The 23274-nt window shown below is 36.6% G+C and carries 20 protein-coding genes; 3 read left to right on the top strand and 17 right to left on the bottom strand.

The window, feature by feature from the left end:
• Window positions 1-220 precede the first annotated feature (220 nt).
• The 9 genes from VBZ51_RS05100 to VBZ51_RS05060 form a co-directional block, all read right to left on the bottom strand.
• A complete protein-coding gene (locus tag VBZ51_RS05100) occupies window positions 221-826 on the bottom strand; it encodes a hypothetical protein (RefSeq protein WP_157490884.1) in 606 nt (201 codons plus the stop codon).
• Between the two features lie 223 nt (window positions 827-1049).
• Window positions 1050-1955: a hypothetical protein gene (locus VBZ51_RS05095; RefSeq protein ID WP_058104450.1), complete on the bottom strand. Its 906-nt coding sequence runs from the start codon at window positions 1953-1955 to the stop codon at window positions 1050-1052.
• A gap of 499 nt (window positions 1956-2454) precedes the next feature.
• Window positions 2455-2859, bottom strand: coding sequence for a hypothetical protein (locus VBZ51_RS05090; protein ID WP_058104449.1), 405 nt, complete (start codon window positions 2857-2859; stop codon window positions 2455-2457).
• A 155-nt stretch (window positions 2860-3014) separates the two neighbouring features.
• A complete protein-coding gene (locus tag VBZ51_RS05085) occupies window positions 3015-4067 on the bottom strand; it encodes a hypothetical protein (protein ID WP_058104448.1) in 1053 nt (350 codons plus the stop codon).
• Between the two features lie 370 nt (window positions 4068-4437).
• A complete protein-coding gene (locus VBZ51_RS05080) occupies window positions 4438-4914 on the bottom strand; it encodes a methylated-DNA--[protein]-cysteine S-methyltransferase (protein WP_416576249.1) in 477 nt (158 codons plus the stop codon).
• Window positions 4915-4922: 8 nt separating this feature from the next.
• Complete coding sequence (locus VBZ51_RS05075) at window positions 4923-6047, bottom strand: CNNM domain-containing protein (protein WP_058104446.1); 1125 nt, start codon at window positions 6045-6047, stop codon at window positions 4923-4925.
• A 37-nt stretch (window positions 6048-6084) separates the two neighbouring features.
• Entirely contained in the window at window positions 6085-7428 is a 1344-nt protein-coding gene (locus tag VBZ51_RS05070; RefSeq protein WP_058104445.1) for a serine hydrolase domain-containing protein, read from the bottom strand.
• Window positions 7429-7440: 12 nt separating this feature from the next.
• Window positions 7441-8430, bottom strand: coding sequence for a porphobilinogen synthase (gene hemB, locus VBZ51_RS05065; protein ID WP_058104444.1), 990 nt, complete (start codon window positions 8428-8430; stop codon window positions 7441-7443).
• A 20-nt stretch (window positions 8431-8450) separates the two neighbouring features.
• The gene (locus tag VBZ51_RS05060) at window positions 8451-8603 is read right to left on the bottom strand and encodes a hypothetical protein (RefSeq protein WP_167342549.1); all 153 of its coding nucleotides are present in this window, start codon (window positions 8601-8603) and stop codon (window positions 8451-8453) included.
• 151 nt (window positions 8604-8754) lie between these two features.
• On the opposite strand from VBZ51_RS05060, the gene VBZ51_RS05055 reads away from it, so the two are divergent.
• Window positions 8755-11397: a DEAD/DEAH box helicase family protein gene (locus VBZ51_RS05055; protein WP_058104443.1), complete on the top strand. Its 2643-nt coding sequence runs from the start codon at window positions 8755-8757 to the stop codon at window positions 11395-11397.
• Between the two features lie 206 nt (window positions 11398-11603).
• Complete coding sequence (locus VBZ51_RS05050) at window positions 11604-14072, top strand: zinc-dependent metalloprotease (protein ID WP_058104442.1); 2469 nt, start codon at window positions 11604-11606, stop codon at window positions 14070-14072.
• Window positions 14073-14134: 62 nt separating this feature from the next.
• Here the strand turns inward: VBZ51_RS05050 and VBZ51_RS05045 are convergent, their stop codons facing one another.
• The 7 genes from VBZ51_RS05045 to hemA form a co-directional block, all read right to left on the bottom strand.
• Window positions 14135-14923, bottom strand: coding sequence for a PhzF family phenazine biosynthesis protein (locus tag VBZ51_RS05045; protein WP_058104441.1), 789 nt, complete (start codon window positions 14921-14923; stop codon window positions 14135-14137).
• A 13-nt stretch (window positions 14924-14936) separates the two neighbouring features.
• A complete protein-coding gene (locus VBZ51_RS05040) occupies window positions 14937-15881 on the bottom strand; it encodes a DUF4421 family protein (RefSeq protein WP_058104440.1) in 945 nt (314 codons plus the stop codon).
• Window positions 15872-16774 carry an oxygen-dependent coproporphyrinogen oxidase gene (gene hemF / locus VBZ51_RS05035; RefSeq protein ID WP_058104439.1) on the bottom strand — a complete coding sequence of 301 codons (903 nt, stop codon included), beginning with the start codon at window positions 16772-16774 and terminating at the stop codon, window positions 15872-15874. The genes VBZ51_RS05040 and hemF overlap by 10 nt, the downstream gene beginning before the upstream one ends.
• Entirely contained in the window at window positions 16764-17306 is a 543-nt protein-coding gene (locus tag VBZ51_RS05030; RefSeq protein WP_058104438.1) for a GNAT family N-acetyltransferase, read from the bottom strand. Before VBZ51_RS05030 ends, hemF begins: the two co-directional genes overlap by 11 nt.
• Window positions 17307-17348: 42 nt before the next feature.
• Window positions 17349-18380, bottom strand: coding sequence for a uroporphyrinogen decarboxylase (gene hemE, locus VBZ51_RS05025; RefSeq protein WP_058104437.1), 1032 nt, complete (start codon window positions 18378-18380; stop codon window positions 17349-17351).
• 134 nt (window positions 18381-18514) lie between these two features.
• Window positions 18515-20095 carry a hydroxymethylbilane synthase gene (gene hemC / locus VBZ51_RS05020; protein ID WP_416576248.1) on the bottom strand — a complete coding sequence of 527 codons (1581 nt, stop codon included), beginning with the start codon at window positions 20093-20095 and terminating at the stop codon, window positions 18515-18517.
• Entirely contained in the window at window positions 20092-21348 is a 1257-nt protein-coding gene (gene hemA / locus VBZ51_RS05015; protein WP_416576247.1) for a glutamyl-tRNA reductase, read from the bottom strand. Before hemA ends, hemC begins: the two co-directional genes overlap by 4 nt.
• Window positions 21349-21540: 192 nt before the next feature.
• Between hemA and VBZ51_RS05010 the strand changes: the two genes are divergently transcribed.
• On the top strand, window positions 21541-22437 hold the full coding sequence (locus VBZ51_RS05010; protein WP_416576246.1) for a helix-turn-helix transcriptional regulator: 897 nt from the start codon (window positions 21541-21543) through the stop codon (window positions 22435-22437).
• Here the strand turns inward: VBZ51_RS05010 and VBZ51_RS05005 are convergent.
• A complete protein-coding gene (locus tag VBZ51_RS05005) occupies window positions 22434-23273 on the bottom strand; it encodes an N-acetylmuramoyl-L-alanine amidase-like domain-containing protein (protein ID WP_416576245.1) in 840 nt (279 codons plus the stop codon). The two genes, VBZ51_RS05010 and VBZ51_RS05005, sit on opposite strands and share 4 nt — an antisense overlap.
• Window position 23274: the final 1 nt, after the last annotated feature.

The raw sequence follows: 23274 nt of genomic DNA, 5'->3' as shown, positions 1-23274 counted from the left end.
TTGAAATAAAAAAGCAGCAAAAGCATGAAGCCCTTGCTGCGCGGGATAACAACTTGATAAATCAATCTGTTTCCTAAATTATTAAAGAAAAAACTTGTTTTTTGACACAGTACCTATGAACAGTTGCGTAGGTTAACACGGACTTTTGTAAGTATACTATATTCTGAAAATTCCTATGGAATTTTCAGAATATGCCTGTAATAGCAATTGTTAGCAACTGTTATTTTACTGGAAATCCAAATCCGCTTGCTGTTTCATCGTCACTATCTAACTTCGCTTTTCTTCTTTCTAAAAAAGTAGTTATTCCACTTGCTAATTGATTGTTGAACTGTTTAAAATCACTATCTAAAAAATCTAAATATTTCTCGATTGTAGCAAGATTGTTATCAAATTCCGCTCTCAATCCAGAACTATCTCGTCCATTTGGGACTTCGTAACTAATTGAGATTTCATTATTTCCAGCATTTCCATATGGTACAACACTCAAAAATTTTGTTGGTGTAATTCCAAAATAGTATGAGTCGCCTTTAAATGGGATAACAAACGTAAATTCAGTTCCATCTACTTTTGTTGTTCCTCCGCCATAAACACCTCTTCTTCCCACAGTTATTTTGATATCTTTTGGTTGTTTTGTGTAAATCTCGTCTTTAGATAATTCTGGAATTGAAATTTCAAATTCTGCTCTTAACTTTTCTGTCAGCTCCTCAATTGTCGAATTATTAAAATCCGAACGAGTCATTTTCTTTATTTTACTCTCTAATGACGAGATATAAGAACTTGTTAAGTCATATATTTTTCTGTCTGTAAATAGATGTTTAATTTTCATATGCAGGTTTGTTTTAATAGTTGCTAACGGTTTGGTATATGAAAAGTAGCGCTAAAAATAAGCGATAACTTTTCGGATAAAACACAAGCCGAATTTTTAAATTTTACTATTTATTTTTACTTGGAAATCGTCAAATTTAAAAATTTGGCGACTTCGCAAAAATGCCTGAACCTTTTTGTTAGCAGCGACTCGCGCTATTTTTTGTATACGTTGTTAGCAAACGTTATTTCTTTTTCGTTTGTTCGATTTTTTTAACTTTAGATTCAATACTTGGAAGTTCAGAGATGTCTGGGAATTCCTCTGCAACTTCCTCGGAAGCTTCTAAAGATGGCTTAATTGTTCCTCCTTTATTGTACAAATCAGCAATTTCTTTTAGAGCCATTTTTATTCGAGCAATTTGTTCTGGGTCTTTGCCTGAAAAATATTTGTTATAAATAAATTGAGCTTCTTTTTCAGCAATTTCATTTACGCCTTCTTTTGACTTTTCAACAACTTCCTCAATTGCATTATTAGAAATTTTCATTTCTCTAACCTTTTGTTGCACTAATAGACCTTCTTGTAGTTTTTTGAAAACAACTGCACCTGACCACGCAAGTCCTCCAATAGTTTGAACAATCGCTGTAGAAGTTGCAAGAATATCAATCCAGTTTGAACCAGAGTCAAAACCTATAATTTTAAATCCACCTTCAATTTCATTAGATAATAATGTTTGACCAAAAATTTTTGTTAGTTTAGAACTTACTTTCTCTAATTCCTCAAAATCAGAAATCTCTGGAATTCTTATACTAATAACCAAAGCACTATCTATTTCGTGATTTTGCGCTTTTTCAATTGATTCAGCTGTTGCTTCTAAAATAATTTTTAATTGAGGAATCGTTTTATTCAGCACATTATATTCTTGCTGTTGAATTATAAGGTTATCTCCATTAAAACTATAAAAACTTTGGTCTTGAAGCTCACTTAACAAATCAGGCACCAAGTCCAATTCTTCAATTTCCAAAACCGCATATTTCAAATCTTCAGGATTCGTTAATTGAAATGTAGGTGGTGAAGAATTTCTTTTAGTAGCATTAACTTCTAATTCAGGTAAAATCTCCTCAATTTTGTGTCTAATAGTTCTTAATCTCATTGTTGGTTTTAATGTTTGCTAACTATTGTGTATGTACACAATTGCACATATTCTCCAATATAGCGGAATATGTACAATTGTTTTTCTGTTCACTAATATAGTATTAAAGAATAAACCTACAATAATCATCTTAATCTCCATTACGGGAAACCATAAAAGCTATAAATTTTATCATAGTAATGAGTCAATTATAGAAATTTGAAGCGAATTGCCTTTAAAATAACGAACCGTCCAAGTAGTCGGTTTTTGATCGTAAAATGGGTTGTAATTTGTTGAAAGTAACGACAGCAATCGTAATTGTATCGGAACCATTTAAATGGAAAAATTAGATAAGTATGTTGGAAGCTTGACCTGGTTCAATACCTGAATAGTTCTCCTTAGGTGTACTGAAAATTGACGTTCAACTACTAACAGGCCAAAGAAGCCCCTTGAAGAGGCAATCGTATTAATTTCTAATCAATAGCTTGTACAACGGTTACTGTTATTTTATACCGTATTTTTAATTTCCTGATTGCAAAATCTTTATGCCATCAAAATAATTGCCATCTTGTAGTCCAATTATTAGAATCCTTTCAGATTCAGTTGGGTTCGGTTGCATTGAAATAAAAATCTCCGTTGAGTTTTTTCTTTCAAAAGAGAATTCCGTTTTTTCAATGGTGAAATTTTCCTTTGTTGTGTCAATGCCATCTAAGTCTAGCATTTTTCCATTCAGGGAAACTTCACTAACCCACCACCAAGTGCCTTCAGTTGTTATAATCACAGAATCTGATTGTGCACTAAAATTTACTTCTTTTTTTGAAAGCTTAATACTGTCGTCCCATTTACCAACAGGCTCATCAGATTCACACGATACAAGGTTTAAAAACAAGATAGCGGCAATTCCGAATATTAATTTTTGTTTCATATCGCCTGTTTTTTAAAGGTTATATTTGAATCCCAGATATTCTTTATCAGTGAACGTTTAAGGTAAATAACTCTTATATTCTGAGTAATTTTCACCTTGGTACAAACCGAAAGTATTTGTTATGTTAGTTAATTACCGTTACATAAGAACAAAGCCTATTTTTCAGCATTAGCCTTTTTCTGAATTTTTGATATATCGTAATTGATTTCACCAGATTTGTCTATATTTTGAATGAACATTTCAGGGGTAATAAAATAGCCTCCTGATTCTTGAATCACTTCGTTATCTTCATTTAGTACAATTATGCGAGGTACAGTTCTGATATTAAATTTTTTAAAGTATGTGTTACCGGCAAAACAATCTTTAGTTAATGCTGTCACACTATAAACATTTTTACAGAATTTTCTAAACTCAATACTCTCCCTAAATGTTGAATAAAATTGTTTATCCAATTCAGAATCAGATAAAAAAAACAATATTCTTGGTCTATTAACTGAGGCCCAAGTTTGGTTTTGGTCACATTCAAGGTTTTCGGAAAAGTGATAATTAAAATATAAATCGTCTACACTATTATGTAAGGGCCAAAAAAGCAAATTGAATGGTTTGGTAGTTTTATTTCCAATTTCTCTAAGTAAAACAGTATTTATCGCGTTGGTATTATGTTTCTGCAGGTTGTTTACATTAATAAAACTCAAAGTTTCTTTAATAACATCATTTTTTGAGTCGTTAATGGATTTATAGTTAATTTTCCATTCATCATTTTCTTTGTTAAAATCAAATTTTAGCCCATTATTCAGTGTGAGAACTCCTTTATTTCCATTGAAACTTGTTTTCATAATATGATAATCTCTGAAAAGAGTTTTTTGATATTCAAAACGACCATTTGAAAATAAAGTTTCAAATAAATCTATTGTTTTGAGGCTTAATAAGGAGTCGTTTGGTAATAGTGATCTTGCTGAAAGTATATTAAACCTATCTATATATTTTATTTTTGATATTTCAAAAGAATCGGATGAAATGATTTTAGCATGTAAGTTTTTAAGATATACATGAGAACTCTTGTCCAGAAGATTGACAATTTTTTGCCCATCGTCTATTTTAAGAGCATTTTTATATTCTAGATAGACACTCTCTATTTCATCCTTGTCATTGGTGCAAGAGACAAGAATTAAAGATAGAATGATGAATAGGTATTGAGATAGTTTCATAATTAATTTTAACGATCATGCATAAGTTCAATTACATATATGCTCAAATATTCATGAGTATTTATATAATTGATTTGTAGAATTCATCACTAATATACTACTTAAGAATAAACCTACAAATATCACCTCATATTCCAATACTGTAAACCATAATCACCATAAATTGATCGAGTCTACCTAAGAAATGACTAAAAACAGCGAACCAACCAACCAGTCTGTTTTTTGCTTGTAAAGAGGGTTTAGAGTTACAGAAAGTAACGACAGCAATCACAATTGTATCGATAAAATACTAGATGTATGAAGTTAAACGAGTTTTTTGGGTATGGAACAAACCAAGTAGTTTGTTTTTTGATGAAATAAAGAAGCTGATTTAAAACAAACTTTGCTGTTTTACGGGGCTTTCGTGGTTCAATAACCACTGTTTTCTGTGTAGACCGCCGGCGTAACCGGTAAGTGAACCATCGGTACCGATCACTCGGTGGCAGGGCACTACGATCCATAACGGATTTCTGGCATTTGCAGATGCTGCGGCACGGGTTGCATTGGGATCTCCCAACGCCTTTGCCAATTCTAAATAGGATTTTGATTTCCCGTAGGGTATGTTCTGTAATTCTACCCAAACCTTCTTTTGAAATTCTGTACCCACGGGGTTCAAGGTCAAATTGAACTCGGTTCTTGCCCCCTCAAAATATTCGTTGAGTTGGTACACGGCATCTTCTAAGGATTCCGGAATCACATCGGTTAAAGGTTCATCGAAGTTGAGTACGGTAATGGCGGACACTCCTTCCGCATCGCCTACAATTTTGGCAACGCCTAAAGGGGTTTTTATGTACGCAATATCCTCCATGTTCCCAATTATTCGTCCGGCGACGTGGGTTTTTCAATCACTCCCGTGGCTTTTGCACGTGTTTCCCAGTTTTTTCGGGCAAGACTCTGCAGATCGGCAATATTATCGCTCTCGTCCATGATTTCAAGTCCCAGTAGGGTTTCTATAACATCTTCCATAGTGACCAAACCACTTACGGAGCCATATTCATCCACTACAAGGGCAATGGCTTCACGCTTTTGAATGAATATCTCAAACAAAGTAGGGATAGGCGTGCTTCTACGTGTAACCAGGATTTCTCGTTTGATCTCCTTTAAAGGAATGTCACCGTTCTTATTGATCATCTCTTCAAGAACGTTGTCCTTAAGAACAAAACCGGTAATGTTATCTATTTTGTCCGTATACACGGGTATTCTAGAGAAGCGTAGTTTAGGGTTGTCCTCAAAGAAATCTGCAATGGTCTTTTCATCGGATGCAATTTTCATGACGGCACGTGGTGTCATAATATCCTTCACCAATACTTCATCGAATTTCAATAGGTTTTTGATGATGGTAGATTCCGATTTTTCAAACACACCTTCTTCATGTGCCATATCTGTCATGGCATGGAAATCTTCGCGACTCAATACACTGCCATGGTGATTGCCACCGCCTACCATTTTGGTAAATAGGCGCAACAACCAAAGTAGACCGGTGTATTTAAGCCCCAGCACCATAATGTTCAATGCCTTGGTAGAAAAATTCGCCAATTGTTTCCAGTAGGTTGCCCCAATGGTCTTCGGTATTATTTCAGAGGCTACAAGAATAAGTATGGTCATGATGGTAGATACCACACCTACCATAACATCCTCAGTAAATTCTATGCCAAAAATAGAACTGGTTTCACTACCGTACAGCTCCGCATACGCCGCTTTTGCCTGTACACCTACCAAAATTGCACCTACGGTGTGGGCAATGGTATTGATGGTCAAAATAGCGATCAAGGGTTGATCCACATCTTTTTTCAATGCCTCTAGCGTTGTTGCATAGCTTTTGCCCTCCTTCATTTTTACATTGATGAACGTTGGGGTAATACTCAGTAATACTGCTTCTAGAATAGAACACAGGAACGAGAAAAAAATGGATATGAATGCGTAAAATATAAGTAAGCCCATAGGGTTGTTTTAGAAATCTAAGATATTGATAAATATACTAATGATCGTGCTGTTTTGATCTATCAAATGCGCTATAAAATATTTGTTGAATGGCGGGGCGTATATTTAGGTCGTAAATATTACGGTTTTCACGGGTTGGAAATACCCTGTTCGATAGAAAAATATATACTAATTGATGTTCCGGATCTGCCCAAACAAAAGTGCCGGTAAAGCCGCTATGACCAAAACTGGTGGCACTCACTTCTGGCGCCGGATAGGCATTTGCCAGGGTAAACTGATCATTTTTTAAATAAGGCTTGTCAAAACCTAAACCTCGCCTATTATCATTTGCAGGATATTGTACACTTGTAAATTCTTGCACGGTGTTCTTGGAGAGGTACTGCTTGCCATTGAAAAGGCCGCCCTGTACATACATTTGCATAATGATCGCTAAATCTTGCGCTGTACCAAATAGACCGGCATTCCCTGAAATACCGCCTAGGAGCGATGCATTTTCATCATGCACCCAACCTTGCGTTAGGGTATGTCTGTATAGGGTATCTATCTCGGTAGGTACAATGTTGTTGCTAAAGTTCTTGGTGCTGGGTAAGAACCCGAAGGTTTTCATACCAAGTGGTTTATAAAATTGCTCCTCCAAATATTGCTCGTAGGGCATGCCCGTTAGTTGAGATATCAGTTCTGGAAAAATGAGAAATGATAAACCGGAATATTTATATTTTTTGTCAGCAGCTACTTCAGAACGATTGATGATGCGATACATTTTTCGGTTGAATCTATTTTTAACATAGATGTCTTCAAAAGCCCTATTGCTGAAGTGGCGATTTGCTTTATTACGAAGGAACCTATTTTTAAACCGACCGTTATTTTTTAAGGTCTTGCTTAAGAATACAATGTAAGGTGCTAACCCCGCTTGATGCGCCAAAATCTCCCGTAGCGTTATGTTTCTTTTGTCTTTATGCCTTTTCCAAGGTTTCCAATAGGTGCTAAAAGGTTCATCTAAATCCAACTTGCCCTCATCTACCAATTTCATGATGGCAGGTAAGGGACCTAATATTTTGGTGACCGATGCTAGATCATAAATATCATCCAATGCAACAGGCTGAATGCTGTCATAGGTATGAAATCCGTAGGCATGGTGAAAAATGATGTTTCCTTCTTTAGCCACTAAAACCTGTGCACCAGGGAAAGCGTTATTCTTTATACCATTTGTTATAATACTATCTACCTTGCGATATACAAAGGCAGAATCCAATGCGTAGGCCTTGAAGGAAGATTCTTGTAAACGAGAACCCACCGGAAGCAGCAACGGTGTAGTGCGCTCAACCTGTGCAAAGCCAACAGCGTAAAATAAACCGAAAAGTATATATAAATAATTACGCATGTAAACTATTCTTTAACCTAACAATTTAACGGCATCTTTGGCAAAGTAACTAGCTATAATATTGGCACCCGCTCTTTTAATTGCGGTCAATTGTTCCATCAATACGGCATCATGATCTAACCATCCTTTTTCTGCGGCTGCTTTTACCATAGCATATTCACCTGAAACTTGGTATACGGCAACGGGAACATCAACCTCATTTTTAATTTCACGAACAATATCCAAATAGCACAATCCTGGTTTTACCATCACGATATCCGCACCTTCATCAATATCCAACTGCGTTTCTCGAATAGCTTCAAACCGATTCGCATAATCCATTTGATAGGTCTTTTTATCCTTAGGTACATTTTTGATATCTACAGGGGCGGAATCCAAGGCATCCCTAAACGGACCGTAAAAAGCACTGGCGTATTTAGCGCTGTAAGCCATAATACCGGTATTTAAGTAACCTTCGTCTTCCAATGCTTCACGAATGCTGAGAATACGACCGTCCATCATATCACTAGGGGCAACAAAATCTGCACCTGCCTTGGCATGGGATACGCTCATTTCGGTCAAGACCTCAATACTTTCGTCGTTCAATATTTCGCCATCGGCTACAATACCATCATGACCGTAAGAGGAGTAGGGATCCAGGGCAACATCTGTCATCACCAACATTTCAGGACATGCATTTTTTACGGTTTTGATCGCCAATTGCATTAATCCGTTTTCATTTAAGGCCTCAGAACCTTTGTTATCCTTTAAGTTATCTGGAACTTTAACAAATAATAGCACCGAATGTAAACCCATTTTCCAAAGCTCTTTCACTTCTTTGGTCAAATTATCTAAACTAAGTCGGTAATAATTGGGCATAGAAGGTATTTCTTCCTTAATTCCCTTACCTTCCACTACAAATAACGGTACTAAAAAATCGTTTGGTGAAATAATGGTTTCACGAACCAAACTGCGTATAGCTTCTGAACTTCTTAATCTTCTGGGGCGTATAAGTGGGTACATAATTCTATTTTTTGTTTCCTTTATTTTTTAGATTCTTGACTTTTTTTAATGATGCTCTTTAACCGTTCTTTTCTTAGTGCAGCTTCCTTCTTCAATTTGTTCTTCTTTCTATCCATGAGCTTGGCATGCTTTGCTTTGTTCAACGTGTTTTTGGCCTTGCCTTTTTTTGCCATATTCGAATATTTAAATTCAATCGCTTTAAAGCCTTAGTTGTTATGCCATAAAACGTGCATCTCTTGAAGTTTTACAAAAATAGGGGAATTTGAAGAATAGCTACAGTGGTTATTACTTATTTTTATGGGCTTAGCCGATAATTGATTCTTGATGCAAAAATTCAGAGAACTATTAAAGTTCAAATATACATGGCGTAGCTATCAACAAAAATTTTTGGATGGTTTTCAAAGCCATATTAAAGACGAGCATTTACATGTTGTTGCACCACCGGGATCGGGTAAAACCATACTTGGCTTAGAAATTCTAATTCGTATAGGTAAACCAACTTTGGTTTTGGCGCCTACATTGACCATACGTAACCAATGGCGTTCTCGGTTATTAGATTTTTTTGCGGTTCATGAAGATTTTGATCAGTATTCCTTAGACCTAAAAAAACCTAGCTTAATTACTTTTTCAACTTATCAGTCGTTATTTGCCTTAACCAAGTCTTTTGATGAAAATGAGAAACAACAGCTGTTAGATTTTATCAAATCCCATGGCATTAAAACCTTGGTTTTAGATGAGGCGCATCACCTTAAAAATGAATGGTGGCAATGCCTTTATCATTTAAAGCAAATAGAAGGTCTAACGGTGGTCTCGTTGACCGCAACTCCGCCTTACGATAGTTCTACAACTGAAATCAATCGTTATTTTAGTTTATGCGGTCCTATTGATGATGAAATTGCAGTACCTGATCTTATTAAGAACGGAGACCTTTGTCCGCATCAAGATTTTGTGTATTTCTCCAAGCCTGAGGAGGCACAGATCAAATACATTGTAAACTACCGTGAGCAGATTTTAAATTTTACCAATCAACTACTTACAAATAAGGAGTTACAAGAAGCATTGATCACTCAGGACTTCTATGTACACCCAAAGGAATCTTTGGAATATATCTATCAAAACCCTACTTTTTTCAGTTCGGTTATTATTTATCTGAATGCTTGTGGTTATGCCGTAAATGAGCAGAACTTAAAAATTCTTGGTTTTTCTAACAACGATGTAAACTTTCCCAGTTTTACCTATGAATGGTCAGAAGCATTGTTACAGCATTTATTGGTGGATCAGCGGGAAGCATTTAGTGCTCTTGAAGCAATTTTATTGCCTTTGGAAAAGGAACTAAAGCGTATAGGGGTTCTCGAAAATAAGCGGGTAAATTTTGTTGGTGATGAGGTTTTGTATAGAAACTTATCCAATAGCCCTAGCAAGCTTGAAAGTATTTATCAAATTGTAAAAAGTACCAATGCCAATTTGGGCGATACTACTAGAACGGTCATTTTGGCTGATTTTATCCGAAAGGAGTTTTTAAATTTTGAAGGAAGCGATACTAAAGCTTTAAACAAGCTTGGGGTAGTGCCTATTTTCAAATACATTTTGGCCAAGCAAAGTAATCATACACAACTTGGTGTGTTAACAGGGTCATTGGTGCTATTGCATGAAACTGTTTTGCCAAATTTAAAAGCGCTTTTAGCTATTGAAAAGCTGCAGGTGCAGGTTGTTGAGGGTGCTGAAGGGTATCTTTTTATACAAGTGCCCGATACTCTTAAACATAAAATAGCAGAGTCTATTACGCAGTTATTTCAAGATGGAGCAATAAAAACCTTGATCGGTACAAAAGCTTTTCTAGGCGAAGGATGGGATGCTCCTTGTATTAATACCTTGATCTTGGCGTCTTATGTAGGTTCTTTTGTTTCTTCCAATCAAATGCGAGGTCGCGCCATTCGTGTAGATGCAAATAATCCTGATAAAACAGGTACTATATGGCATTTGGCCTGTTTGGACCCAACTGCTACCGATGGTGGTAAAGACATGGAAAAACTGCAGCAACGTTTTGAAGCCTTTACAGGGGTGTCGCTTCGTGATGAAATTTATATTTCTAACGGAATAGACCGATTGGTATTGCCTCCGAAATGGAATGAAACTACCCATTTAGCAACGATTAACGCAGAAATGCTAGAAACGGCACAACAGAAATCTGACTTTGCATATAGATGGAATCACGCCATTGAAAAAGGCTCCATTTTGGTGCGCGAACTTAAGATACCATCTGCCGGTGATCAGCCTTTTGCCAAAACAAAAAAATTACATGCCTTAAATGCAGGTAAGTATGTGATGCTAGAAGTAGTTTTAGGGGTGTCTATGTTTGTTCCTGAATTTTTAATTAAAAATATGGGTGCCGTTTTGGGCAAAGGCATTTTGCAGGTTTTTTATATATTCTGCGCAGCCCTTCTTCTTGGTTTTGGACCCAAAACATTTAAAGCATTAAAGCTTTACTTTCTATTTGGCAATCAATACAAGAAAACAAAGAAGATAGCAAAAGCGGTGTTGGGGTATTTGCTAGATGATAAGACTCCGTACTTTGAATCTAAAAAGGCTACCATACATGCCGAACAGGATTTAAAAGGAACTTTTTCTATCTATTTAAAAGATGCTAGCCAACATGATAGTAATGTATTTATCTCTCTTTTAGAAGAGATTATAGCGCCCGTTGACAATCCACGTTATCTATTGGTAAACAGTAATTGGTTTAAGCGAAAGTTGAACATTAGAAATTACTACGTAGTTCCAAAGGAAGTAGCTAAAAACAAAACCGAAGCTTTGATTTTTCAAAAACATTGGAACGCACATGTAGATGGCTCTAAAATACTTTTTACGAGAACCTTAAAAGGTAGAAAAGTGCTGTTAAAGGCTAGATTTGCCCATCTAAAATATCAATTTGAGGAGGTATCTAAAAAGACCATTACCTGGAAATAACATTAAAGGTGTGCAGATACGTGAAGTGGTTAACTTACTTTCTAAAACTTAATGAGTTCTAAAAATTGTCATTTGGTAGGTTCAGGTTTGAGGTTTATTTAAGTAGTGGTTCAATAGGTTGTTATATTTTATTTTTTCTAATGAATTTCTATAATGTTTTATTAAAAAGGTTAACGCTCTTAGTTATAATATTTATTTTTAGATTGATGAAAAAGTTACTATTCTTATGCGGTTGTCTTTTTCTGTTTACTATAAACAGCACCGCCCAAAAAAAATCAAATAAAAATTCTGAATCAACAACTACAGCCGAACCTAAAGCTAAAAAAGGAATTAAGCCGTATACCAAGGTAATTACTAAAGATGCTGTCGCCGATGAAGGTGTATTTAAAGTATTTAGGGTAAAAGACGATTATTTTTACGAAATACCTTTCACCCAACTAGGTCAGGATATGTTGTGGGTTAGCCGTATTGCACAATTACAAAATGGTGTTGGTGGCGGTTATGTAAATGCTGGTAGCAAAACTAATGAGCAAGTGGTTCATTGGATACGTTTCAGGGATAAAATTTTACTAAAATCCAAATCGTTCATAAATGTAGCGGATAGTACTAAGGCAATTAGCAGTTCGGTGAAAGTAAATAATTATGAACCAACCATTTATGCTTTTGACATAGAGGCCTTTTCTCCAGATTCTACAGCTGCTGTGGTTAATGTTACTAAGTTTTTTAATTCTGATATTCCTGCTATTAGTGGTCTTTCTGCCAAATTGAGAAAAGAGTATAAAGTAAAAAAATTAGATGGGTCTAGAAGTTTTATACATAGTGTAAATAGTTTTCCGGAAAATATAGAAGTAAAGCAAGATTTTACCTATGAAGCTGCTGAACCACCTAGCTTAGAGCAAGCACAGGCTATTAGTTTACAAATGAATCAATCTATGATTTTGCTACCTAAAAAGCCAATGAAGCCTAGAATTTATGATCCAAGAGTAGGCTTTTTTACCATTTCACAGTATGATTATGGGAGTGAAGCACTTAAAGCAGATCAGAAAACCTTTATCAGAAGGTGGCGTATGGAGCCTAAAGATATTCAAGCCTATGAGCGAGGGGAAATAGTAGAACCGGTAAAACCAATAGTGTATTATTTAGATCCAGGTACTCCAGAGAATTTACAAAAGTACATAATACAAGGTGTAGAAGAATGGCAAAAGCCATTTGAGGCAGCAGGTTTTAAGAATGCGATAATAGCTAAACAGGCTCCTACAAAAGAAGAAGATCCTGATTTTAGTCCAGAGGATGTTCGTTACAATATGGTACGTTATGTGGCCAGTACAACTAGAAATGCCGTTGGACCAAGTGTATCTGACCCGCGTAGCGGTGAAATTGTTTCCAGTGATATTATTTGGTACCATAATCATTTACGAAGCTATAGAAATCGCTATTTATTGGAAACGGGAGCCGCAAACCCTTCTGCAAGAACTTTAAATACTGATCCAGAGGAGATAGGAGAGATGATGCGTATGGTAATTGCTCATGAAATTGGTCATGCCTTAGGTTTTCCACATAATATGGCAGCGAGCTTTTCTTATCCAGTAGACTCCTTAAGAAATGGAGCATTTACCCAAAAATATGGAATTGCATCAAGTATTATGGATTATGCCAGATACAATTATATAGCTCAACCAGGTGATGAGAATATTCGTTTTATCAGACAAATTGGACCATATGATTATTATTCAGTCAATTGGGGGTATCACTGGTTTTCAGAAGATAAGGATGAAAGGGATGTACTTAATTCTTGGGTTATTGAAAAGGCGAACGACCCCAAATATAAATTTGGGAGACAAAGCAGCCGTTTTGACCCTCAATCACAAACAGAAGCTATTGGCGACGATCCACTTAAGGCTAGTACATATGGTATAAATAATTTAAAGTATGTGATGACTAACCTTCCAAACTGGACATCGGATATTACCAATGATTATCAAGATTTGGAAGAATTGTACGGAGAGTTATTGGGAGTGTTCAATAGGTATGTAGGTCATGTGACTACTACAGTTGGTGGGGTGTTTGAAAATTTAAAAACTCCTGAACAGGGAGGTGTCGTTTATAGCCACTATGATGCTAGCAAACAAAAGGAAGCGGTAAAATGGTTAAATGTTAATTTGTTCCAAACTCCAAAATGGCTCTTAGAAAAAGATATATTAAAAAATATAGATCATTCAGGATATTCCGAAAAAATAAGAAAGGTACAGGTAAGACAATTAAATTCACTTTTGTCTTTTGAACGTATAGGAAGATTAATAGATGCTGAAAGTTTTGGAGAGCAAAAATATTATAGTGCTTTAGAAATGTTAACGGATATTAGGGCTGGTATTTGGAAAGAATCTTATAGAGATAAAAGTGTTGATTTGTTTAGAAGAAACTTGCAACGTTCTTATATAGATAGAATGGAGTTTTTAATGAAAGAGGAAATAAAACGCGGGAATGTAAGAACAGGTTTTGAAGGTGCCCTTTCTTACGATGTTAATACATCTGATGTAAGAGCTTTGGCAAGAGGTGAATTAACAGCCGTTAGAACAAAGTTAAGGTCCGCTAAAAATAATACTATAGATAAAGTAACGAAATACCATTACGAAGATATAATAGCTCGTATTGATGCATTATTTAAAGAAATTTGATTTAATGGAAATTAAGTTGCGGCCTGTTTTAAATTTAAAGCAGGCTTTTTTTAGTTCAATTATTAGGTTGTAATCTCACCTACCAAATAACAAACCCCGTTACCCGATATTTTTACGCGGTCTCCATGATATTCACATTGTAAATCGCCACCACGCTCAGACAATTGTTTGGCAGTTAATTTTTTCTTGTTCAATTTCTCTGACCAATATGGGGTTAAGGTGGTATGTGCAGATCCGGTAACAGGATCTTCTGGAATACCACATTGCGGAGCAAAAAAGCGTGATACAAAATCTACATCGTTACCCTTTGCAGTAATAATGACACCTCTACAATCCAACTCGTTCAACAAATGAAAATTTGGTTGCATGGCTTCTATTTCCTCCTGGGTTTCATAAATAATCATGTAATCGGTTTTGCCTTTAAAAATTTCCAAAGGTTTTTTTCCTATTGCTTCCGTGATATTTGGTTGTTCTGTAACAGAAGTTATAACGTCAGTAGGGAAGTCCATTGTTAACAAACCCGAGTCGTCTTTTTGCACCAATAATTCCCCACTTCTTGGGGAAATAAACCGTAGGGTATTTTCTTTGAAAGCATAGTAGTTGTAGAGTACAAAGGCTGTTGCCAACGTGGCATGACCACAAAGATCAACTTCAACTTCTGGTGTAAACCAGCGTAACTCATAATGATCATCTTTGGCAACGGCAAAAGCAGTTTCGGCTAAATTATTTTCAGCGGCTATCTTTTGCATGGTATCATTTGCTAACCATTTTTCAAGAATACAAACTGCTGCAGGATTGCCACCATATAATGTGGTAGTAAACGCATCGATCTGATAAATTTTTTGCTTCATGGGATAAAGATTATCATTCTATACCAAATTTACGACTTATCTCATCGGCTTTAGCGATCCATTTTTTAGGGGCATCAAATCTATACCCTACATAAAACTCTAAAAAACTGATGGAATCGTCCAAAATAAAATTCTCATCGGAAGTATGACTCAATAATTGCGTATTGATATTTACACCGCCGAAGAAGGATTCGGAATTATATCCGCCCGTCATTCTGAAAACTAATTGTGCCAAGCCGTTAAAAGATTTCTCACCGTCCGTACTTGAATAATTGAAACCTAAACCACCGGTTGCACCAGCCGAAAGCAGGTAATTTTCGTCAAATATCCAGTTGTAATAGTACCCCGGACCAATAGCCATTTTGAACGATTTTTCCAGTTGATTCTCTATCAGCGGATCTTCCAATTTAAATTTGGTATAGTAATACGTTATGCTGGGAATAAAGCTACCGACGCTTTGTTTTTGCCATTCGTTCTGAAAACCGATGGCTCTAAATGAAAAATCCGGATTAAATATGTAGCTAGAACTTCCGCCTATTTTTAAGGTCTTTAAGTCATCTATGGGCAAGGTAATATCTTGCGTGCGTATAAAGAACCCCTTTTGCTTGTAATAATCTATGGTCTGCATGTACTGCCCAAAGAATGTTCTAATATTAAAGGTGATTAATTTGGAGTCTCCGTTATCCTTATTTTCCGAGAGGAAATTGGGGGCATAACCCAAATCAACTTCTAAAAACCGAAATAAAATGGACAAGCCCAAATAGCTCTTGTCATTGGGTATAAACTCCGTTTTGTTACGTGTTATCTTATCTCTAAGCGTAAAACTATTGGAAGTTGTCTGTAACGCTAGTCGAAGTGTAATTTTATCAGGGAAGTCTTCCTTGTAATGAGAGTTTTGAGCGGTACACCAGCTAATTGAGCAACATATACCCAAAAAAAGCAGTACCCTTAAACCCATGCTTTTGGTGCTTTTAAAACATGTAGTAAACGTTCTTCTTCACTGCCTTTTTCGGGTTGGTGATCATAACGCCATTGTACATGCGGTGGCAAGCTCATTAAGATACTTTCTATTCTTCCGTTCGTCTTTAGTCCGAATAAAGTTCCTTTGTCATGGACTAGATTAAATTCTACATATCTTCCTCTTCTAATCTCTTGCCAATCTCTTTGTTTCTTGGTGTAGTCAAGGTCTTTACGTTTTATAACGATTGGTACATAACATGATAGGAAACTGTTGCCAACTTCCGTAACAAAGTCATACCACTGTTGCATATTCATCTCAGGAGTAGCTTTGCAATAGTCAAAAAATAAACCGCCTAGTCCACGTGCCTCATTTCTATGGGTGTTCCAAAAATACTCATCGCACCTTTTTTTATAGGTATCATAAAATGTTGGCTGATGTTTGTCGCATGCTGTTTTGCATACTTGGTGAAAATGAACGGCATCTTCATCAAAAAGATAATACGGAGTCAGATCCTGACCACCACCAAACCATTGATCTACAATTTCACCTTGCTCATCATACAATTCAAAATAACGCCAATTGGCATGAACGGTAGGCACCATAGGATTTTTTGGGTGCAAGACCAAGCTTAATCCACATGCAAAGAAATTACCTTCCTTCACTTTAAAATATGCCTTCATGCTATCGGGCAATTCGCCATGAACACCAGAAATATTTACCCCTCCTTTTTCAAACACTGCCCCATTTTCTATAACACGGGTTCTACCACCACCACCTTCCGGTCGTTTCCAGATATCTTCTTGAAAAGTAGCTTTACCGTCTACTTCTTCTAATTTGGCGGTTATCGTATCTTGAAGTTGTTGTATGTATGCGTAAAATTTATCTTTCATTTTCTAAAACGTAAAGTTCCATATCTAACGGTTCTTCGTTAGGTGGGGTAAAGGATTTTTTTAAGGTTTCTTTCCAAAGATAACCACATTTTTCTGCGACCCTAATGCTACCAATATTCGTTTTGTGTACAAGAATCCGTAACGTATTCATATTCGGTACTTGTAATGCCCATTTAGAAATGGTTTCTACCGCAATAGTGGTGTATCCTTTATTGGCTTGGTTATAATCTATACAATAGGCTAATTCTGCTTCATTTTTAGCAAGATCAATAGCTTTTACATACACCAGCCCTATTATTTTACGGTTTTGAGGCTCTTTTAGGGTGAATAGATATTCCTCGTGTTTAATAAACTCTCTGACTTTCTTTTCAACAAAGAGATTGGACAGGGTCGGATTTAAATTTGACGCAAGTGTACTAGGGAAAAATCTGCTTAAGTGATTTTCGTTTGCACAGCAAAAATCACATAATCGCCACCCGTCTCGCTCAGATATAGGATTGATTTCGAAATCTGGTAGTTGAAAAGAATTCATGATGCTACTGTAATTTCGGCTATATGTTACAAATGATTGGAATTAAGCCGGCTTATATTCTTTTACGGCGTCAATAAAGGCTTTCGCGTTTTCTACTGGAACATTGGGTAAAATACCGTGCCCTAAATTAACCACATAGCTGTCCTTGCCAAACTCGTTAATCATTTGGTGAACCATTTTCTTGATTTCTGCCGGTGGAGAAAGCAATCTGGCAGGATCAAAATTTCCTTGAAGGGTAATTTTGCCACCACTTAAATAACGTGCGTTTCTTGCCGAGCAGGTCCAGTCCACACCCAATGCAGATGCACCTGATTTTGCCATATCGCCCAAAGCGAACCAACATCCCTTACCAAAAACAATGACCGGAGCCTCGTCTTTTAAAGCATCTATAATCTGCTGAATGTACTGCCAAGAAAATTCTTGATAATCCGTTGGTGATAACATGCCACCCCAAGAATCAAATACCTGTACTGCATTTACACCAGCAGCTACTTTAGCCTTTAAATAGGCAATGGTGGTATCGGTAATTTTTTGAAGCAATTCATGAGCAACCACGGGCTGTGTAAAACACAATTCTTTAGCCTTGTCGAACGTTTTGCTTCCTTGACCTTGTACGCAATAGCATAAAATAGTCCAAGGGGAACCTGCAAAACCGATCAAGGGAACTTCATCGTTCAGCTTTTCTTTGGTTGCTTTTATAGCTTCCATTACATACCCTAAGGTTTCATGAACATCTGGAACAATAACGCTATCCAAATCTTTCTGATTACGAATAGGATTTGGCAAATACGGACCAAAATTCGGTTTCATCTCCACATGAATGTTCATGGCCTGTGGTATCACTAAAATGTCACTAAAAAGAATAGCGGCATCCATGCCATATCTACGAATAGGTTGTACCGTAATTTCAGATGCCAATTCAGGAGTCTGACATCTTGTGAAGAAATCATATTTTTCCTTGATTGCCATAAACTCAGGTAAATATCTACCTGCTTGGCGCATCATCCACACTGGTGGTCTTTCTACAGTCTCACCTTTTAATGCTTTTAGAAATAGGTCGTTTTTTAAGCTCATAGTTTATGTTGTTCGTCATTGCGAGGAGCCTTTTTGCTCCGAAGCAATCTGTTTGTTGGTGTTCCTAAGAAACCGATTGCTTCGCTATGCTCTCAAAGACGTTAATTTTTAATTTTTTAGCCAACAGCCATTGGCTAATCTTCATAATCCGCATTCACCAATTCAATAACACTTTCTACCGTTGGTATTTTGGCAACTTTAACTTCAGTGAAATGTTCCCTGGCCGCTTTTGCGGTGGTTTCTCCTATGCAATACGCCACCTTATCTGCTGAATTTTCTTTTAAATAACTTTCAACGTTAGACGGACTAAAGAACATGATGCCTTTTACGGATTCTGGTATGGACTTACCGGATAATTTTGTTCTATATGCTTCAATGGCATTGACCGTAATATTGTTTTCCTCTAAAATAACAGGCAATTCTTCCAAGCTAAGATTTCCGTGAAAATAGGTAACTTCTGTACCATCAATAAATTCCACTAAGTGATTGGCCAGGTCTTTCGCATTGTTTTCGTAATGCGTTATTTTGCCAAACTTATTTTTTATAAATCTTCTTGTTTTTCTACCTACACAATAGATATTCTCAAAATTTAATTCGGACACATCTCTACTTGCCAATACTGCTTCAACGGCATTTTTGCTGGTGAAGACTACATTCTTGTGCTCCTTTTTAAGAACAATCGGAGAAATACGATTAAAATTGATTTTTATGAAATCATCTGAATCCGCATTTACAGAAATATTAAGGCTAAGTTGCTGTTGAGGTGTAAGTTTCTTTGTAGAAAAAATGTTTACCTCGGTTCCGGCACTTGCCAATTCGGTCATTAAACGTCTACCACCTCTGGCCAAAATGGTCTTGGCACAATCTATACCTAAATTTTGGTGTTTGCCCAGTGGTGCAGTTAGCTCTGTTTCTAATTTTTTACTTCCATCAACATTTAACAATACGCCTTTTAGCGTTACAATATTTTCTTTGTTGATATAGGATAGTGCCCCTATAGGTGCGCTACAACCACCTTCCAGTTCCCTAAGAAATTGTCTTTCCAAGGTAACACAGGTATCGGTTTCCTCATGGTTCAGTTGTGCACATGCTTCACGAACTTCTTCATTGTCCTCCATGGCTACTACCATAATAGCTCCTTGGGCAGGTGCGGGCAACATCCAGGTAAGACCAATGGTATTCTCCGGTTCTAAACCAATACGTTCCAAGCCTGCAGCGGCAAAAATGGCACCGTTCCATTCATTATTGTACAACTTTTCCAAACGGCTGTTTACATTGCCCCTTAGATCTACAACAGTGTGTGTTGGGTATCTGTTGAGCCATTGTGCCTGTCTACGTAAACTACCGGTAGCTATAACGGCATCGCGTGCTCCCAAAAACTCTTCATTGTCCTTAAATGCCATGATATCCATGTAATTGCCACGTTTTAAAACAGCGGCTTTTACAATCCCTTGCGGCAGGGCAGTGGGTACGTCTTTCATGGAGTGTACGGCAATATCAATATCGCCATTGATCATGGCAACATCCAATGTTTTGGTGAATACCCCGGTGATACCTAATTCATATAAGGGCTTATCTAAAATTAAATCTCCCGTAGATTTTACAGGGACTAATTTTACGGTATGGCCTAATGCTTGTAGTTGATCTTTTACGGTATTTGCCTGCCATAGCGCTAACTCGCTATCGCGTGTGCCTAATCGTATTACTTTACTCATTTCTCGTCCAATTCTAATTGAAAAACTTTTTGGATAAATTCTAAACTTGAATTGGAATCTACCGAGTCATCTTTAAGATGATTTGCAAATTGTTTGGTTATTTTTTGAATGATGCGATTGGTAACCACATCTGCCTGGTGCGAATTGAAATCTACCGTTTTTTTAGATTGATAGTCAAGCTCCTCATCTTTAATGGTCTTCAATTTCTTTTTTAAAGCTTTAATAACAGGAGCAAATTTTCTGGTTTCTAACCACTGGTTGAAATCATGCTTTACTTCTTCATTTATAGCTTCTGCATCTGGAATGTATTGTTTTCTGCGTTCCAAGGTTTCATCTGTCATTTGAGATAAATGATCTAAATGAATTACGGTTACGTTTTCCATATTGGAAACGGAAGCGTCAACATTTTTAGGAACGGACAAATCTAATATCAATAAAGGTTTATTGGTATAGATCAATTCTTTGGTAATCGTTGGTTTTTGTGCACCTGTGGCAACCACCAGAATATCCGATTTTCTTATTTCCGATTGTAAATCGCCGTAATCTTTTACCATAAGGTTAAACTTCCCCGCAATTTGCTCAGCTTTACCTTTGGTTCTATTGATAAGGGTGATATGTGAATTTTTGGTGTGCTTTATTAAATTCTCGCACGTATTGCGACCAATTTTACCAGTACCAAATAATAAGATATTCTTATCCGATACATTTTCAACGTTACGCATAATGTATTGTACAGATGCGAAGGCTACCGATGTGGCTCCGGAAGAAATCTCAGTTTCGTTTTTAATACGTTTACTGGCTTGTATGATGCTATTGCAAAGACGCTCAATGAACGGATTGGCAATGCCCAATTCTTTAGATCGCTTAAAACTTTGCTTTAGTTGGCTAATGATTTCAAAATCCCCAAGTATCTGACTGTCCAAACCTGTACCTACACGAAACAAGTGATTGATCGCTTCTTTGTTCTTATAGACATATGCCACTTCTTGAAAAGCTTCAACGGTTCCGTTAGAGTGGTCACATAATAATTTTATAAGTTGAAAAGGGTGTTGGGCAAAACCGTGTAACTCGGTTCGGTTGCACGTAGAGGTGGCCAATAAACCATCTATCCCCTGCTTTTTAGCTTCAGTAAGTAATTTACCAATGGCAATTTCGTCTAAACTAAATTTACCACGGGCCTCGGCATCGGCCTTTTTATAGTTAAGACCAATGGTGTAAAAGGAGTTGTGTTTAGAAATGTGATAGTCCTTCATAAAGCGGGTACAAAAATATGGTCATCAATTCAATAAAAACAACGCTAGAGGTACAATTAATGTCGTCTGCCGAATTTTTAGATAAAAAATGACATTTATCAGTTAATTAGCTATAATTTTATAGTGTTATCAGCGAATAGTAGGTGTTTTATTTAGATGCTTTCTAAATAGAATAAAAATAGAAATTGAAAAATGGAAGATAAAAGTAACGCTCAAGGGTCATACGATGAGGTTTTGATAGAAGACGGATTCTATGTGCTAAAGTTTCAGAATGAGGAGGATAGGATGGTACAGTATACCCGTGATATCAATAAGCGGTTCATACAGTTTCACTTCTGTCTTAAGGGAAGCGGAGCCTATAATTTTAATCAAGGAAATTATAGTCTAGATGTTAAGGAAGAGAATTCTTTACTGTTGTATAACACCCAATTAGACCTTCCTTTAAATTTGGACCTTAATCCAAAATCCTCATTGGTTTCTGTGGTGATGACCTTACGAAAATTTCACTCCCTCTTTACGGCAGAGGCAGATTATATTCCGTTTTTAAGTGCAGAGAACAAAGAAAAAAAGTACTATGCACAAGAACCTTTTTCACCCTCTATAGCCGTTATATTAAGTCAGATCGTGAATTATAATCTACATCCTTCTATAAAATCGTTGTACGTAAAAGGTAAGATTTATGAATTGATTGCCTTGTACTTTAATAGAAGCCCCAATGCAGATATTGAACAATGCCCGTATTTGGCAGATGAGGAAAACGTAAAGAAAATCAAGAAAGCCAAAGAAATTATTTTGGCAAATATGGCCGAACCACCAACATTGGCAGAACTGTCAAGCGAAGTAGGTCTGAGTTTAAAACGCTTAAAAGAAGGTTTTAAACAAATTTACGGTGATTCTGTGTACAGCTTTTTATTTGATCATAAGATGGATTATGCAAAGCGGTTATTAGAAACCGGTCAGTATAATGTGAATGAAATAGGGTTAAGGGTTGGGTATAGCACCTCTAGTCATTTTATTGCGGCATTTAAGAAAAAGTATAATACAACACCTAAAAAATACTTGTTGGCCTTGGCGGGTGGTACTGCTTAAAGAGGTCTTACCACCATAATACCCGTATTGCTTTTTATGCCTTTTAGATAATCTGCCAACGGTTTTTTTGATACTTCAACATCCATAGACCCGGTTGATGCATGCAGTAAGTGAATTCTACCATCTTTTTCTCTGGTGGCAATACCCGTATGGGTTACATCTAAACCGTTTATGGAAGTTGCTAAAGCAATAATATCACCGGTTTGTATTAAATGTTCGTTGGCTGCAATATCACCTTGGGCCAGTACACAAATAGCCTGATTATTTAAATAGTTCTCTGAAGCTTTAATTTTTGAGAAATTGACATCATCTGCCAAGAAGGGATACAAATCCCTGTGCGTGCTCATAAAATTGATATCCTTCGTGATTGCTGCGCCACCAATTTCACCGGTAATATCTTTAAGAAGTCCTTTTTCCGCATTGTTGGCAATCCACTCAGAGAAATAATGAAGGCGAGAGGCATAACCGTCTAAAGCACCATCTTTATATCGTATAATTTCAAGATTTTTTAAATAAGCGTCAAAGGACATTTCTTGCTGACGGAGCAGAAGGGAAAAAGCAAGCACATTCTCAACAAATGTGGTGCAATCCAATCCTTGTAGATTTACTACTAAAGTTTCTGTATTGCCAATTTCTAAGGTTTTGGCAACATACGGAGTTTGCATAAACGACTTACCAATGTTTACCATAGTTGTGCCAAAATCACCCTGATACATTCCGTCGATTTCAACTAGTTTGCTTTCTACAGCAGTGCTGTCTTTTGGGGAGCAGGTGATTTGTTGGGCTTGAACTGAAATGCACCCACAAAGAAAAAGAATCAAGAATATATGTTTCATT

Origin of the sequence: Maribacter sp. HS (assembly GCF_048059195.1) — a bacterium.
Taxonomy (GTDB): Bacteria; Bacteroidota; Bacteroidia; order Flavobacteriales; family Flavobacteriaceae; genus Maribacter; species Maribacter dokdonensis.
Note: the sequence above shows the minus strand (reverse complement) of the source record. Positions and strands in the feature narration are given on the sequence as shown.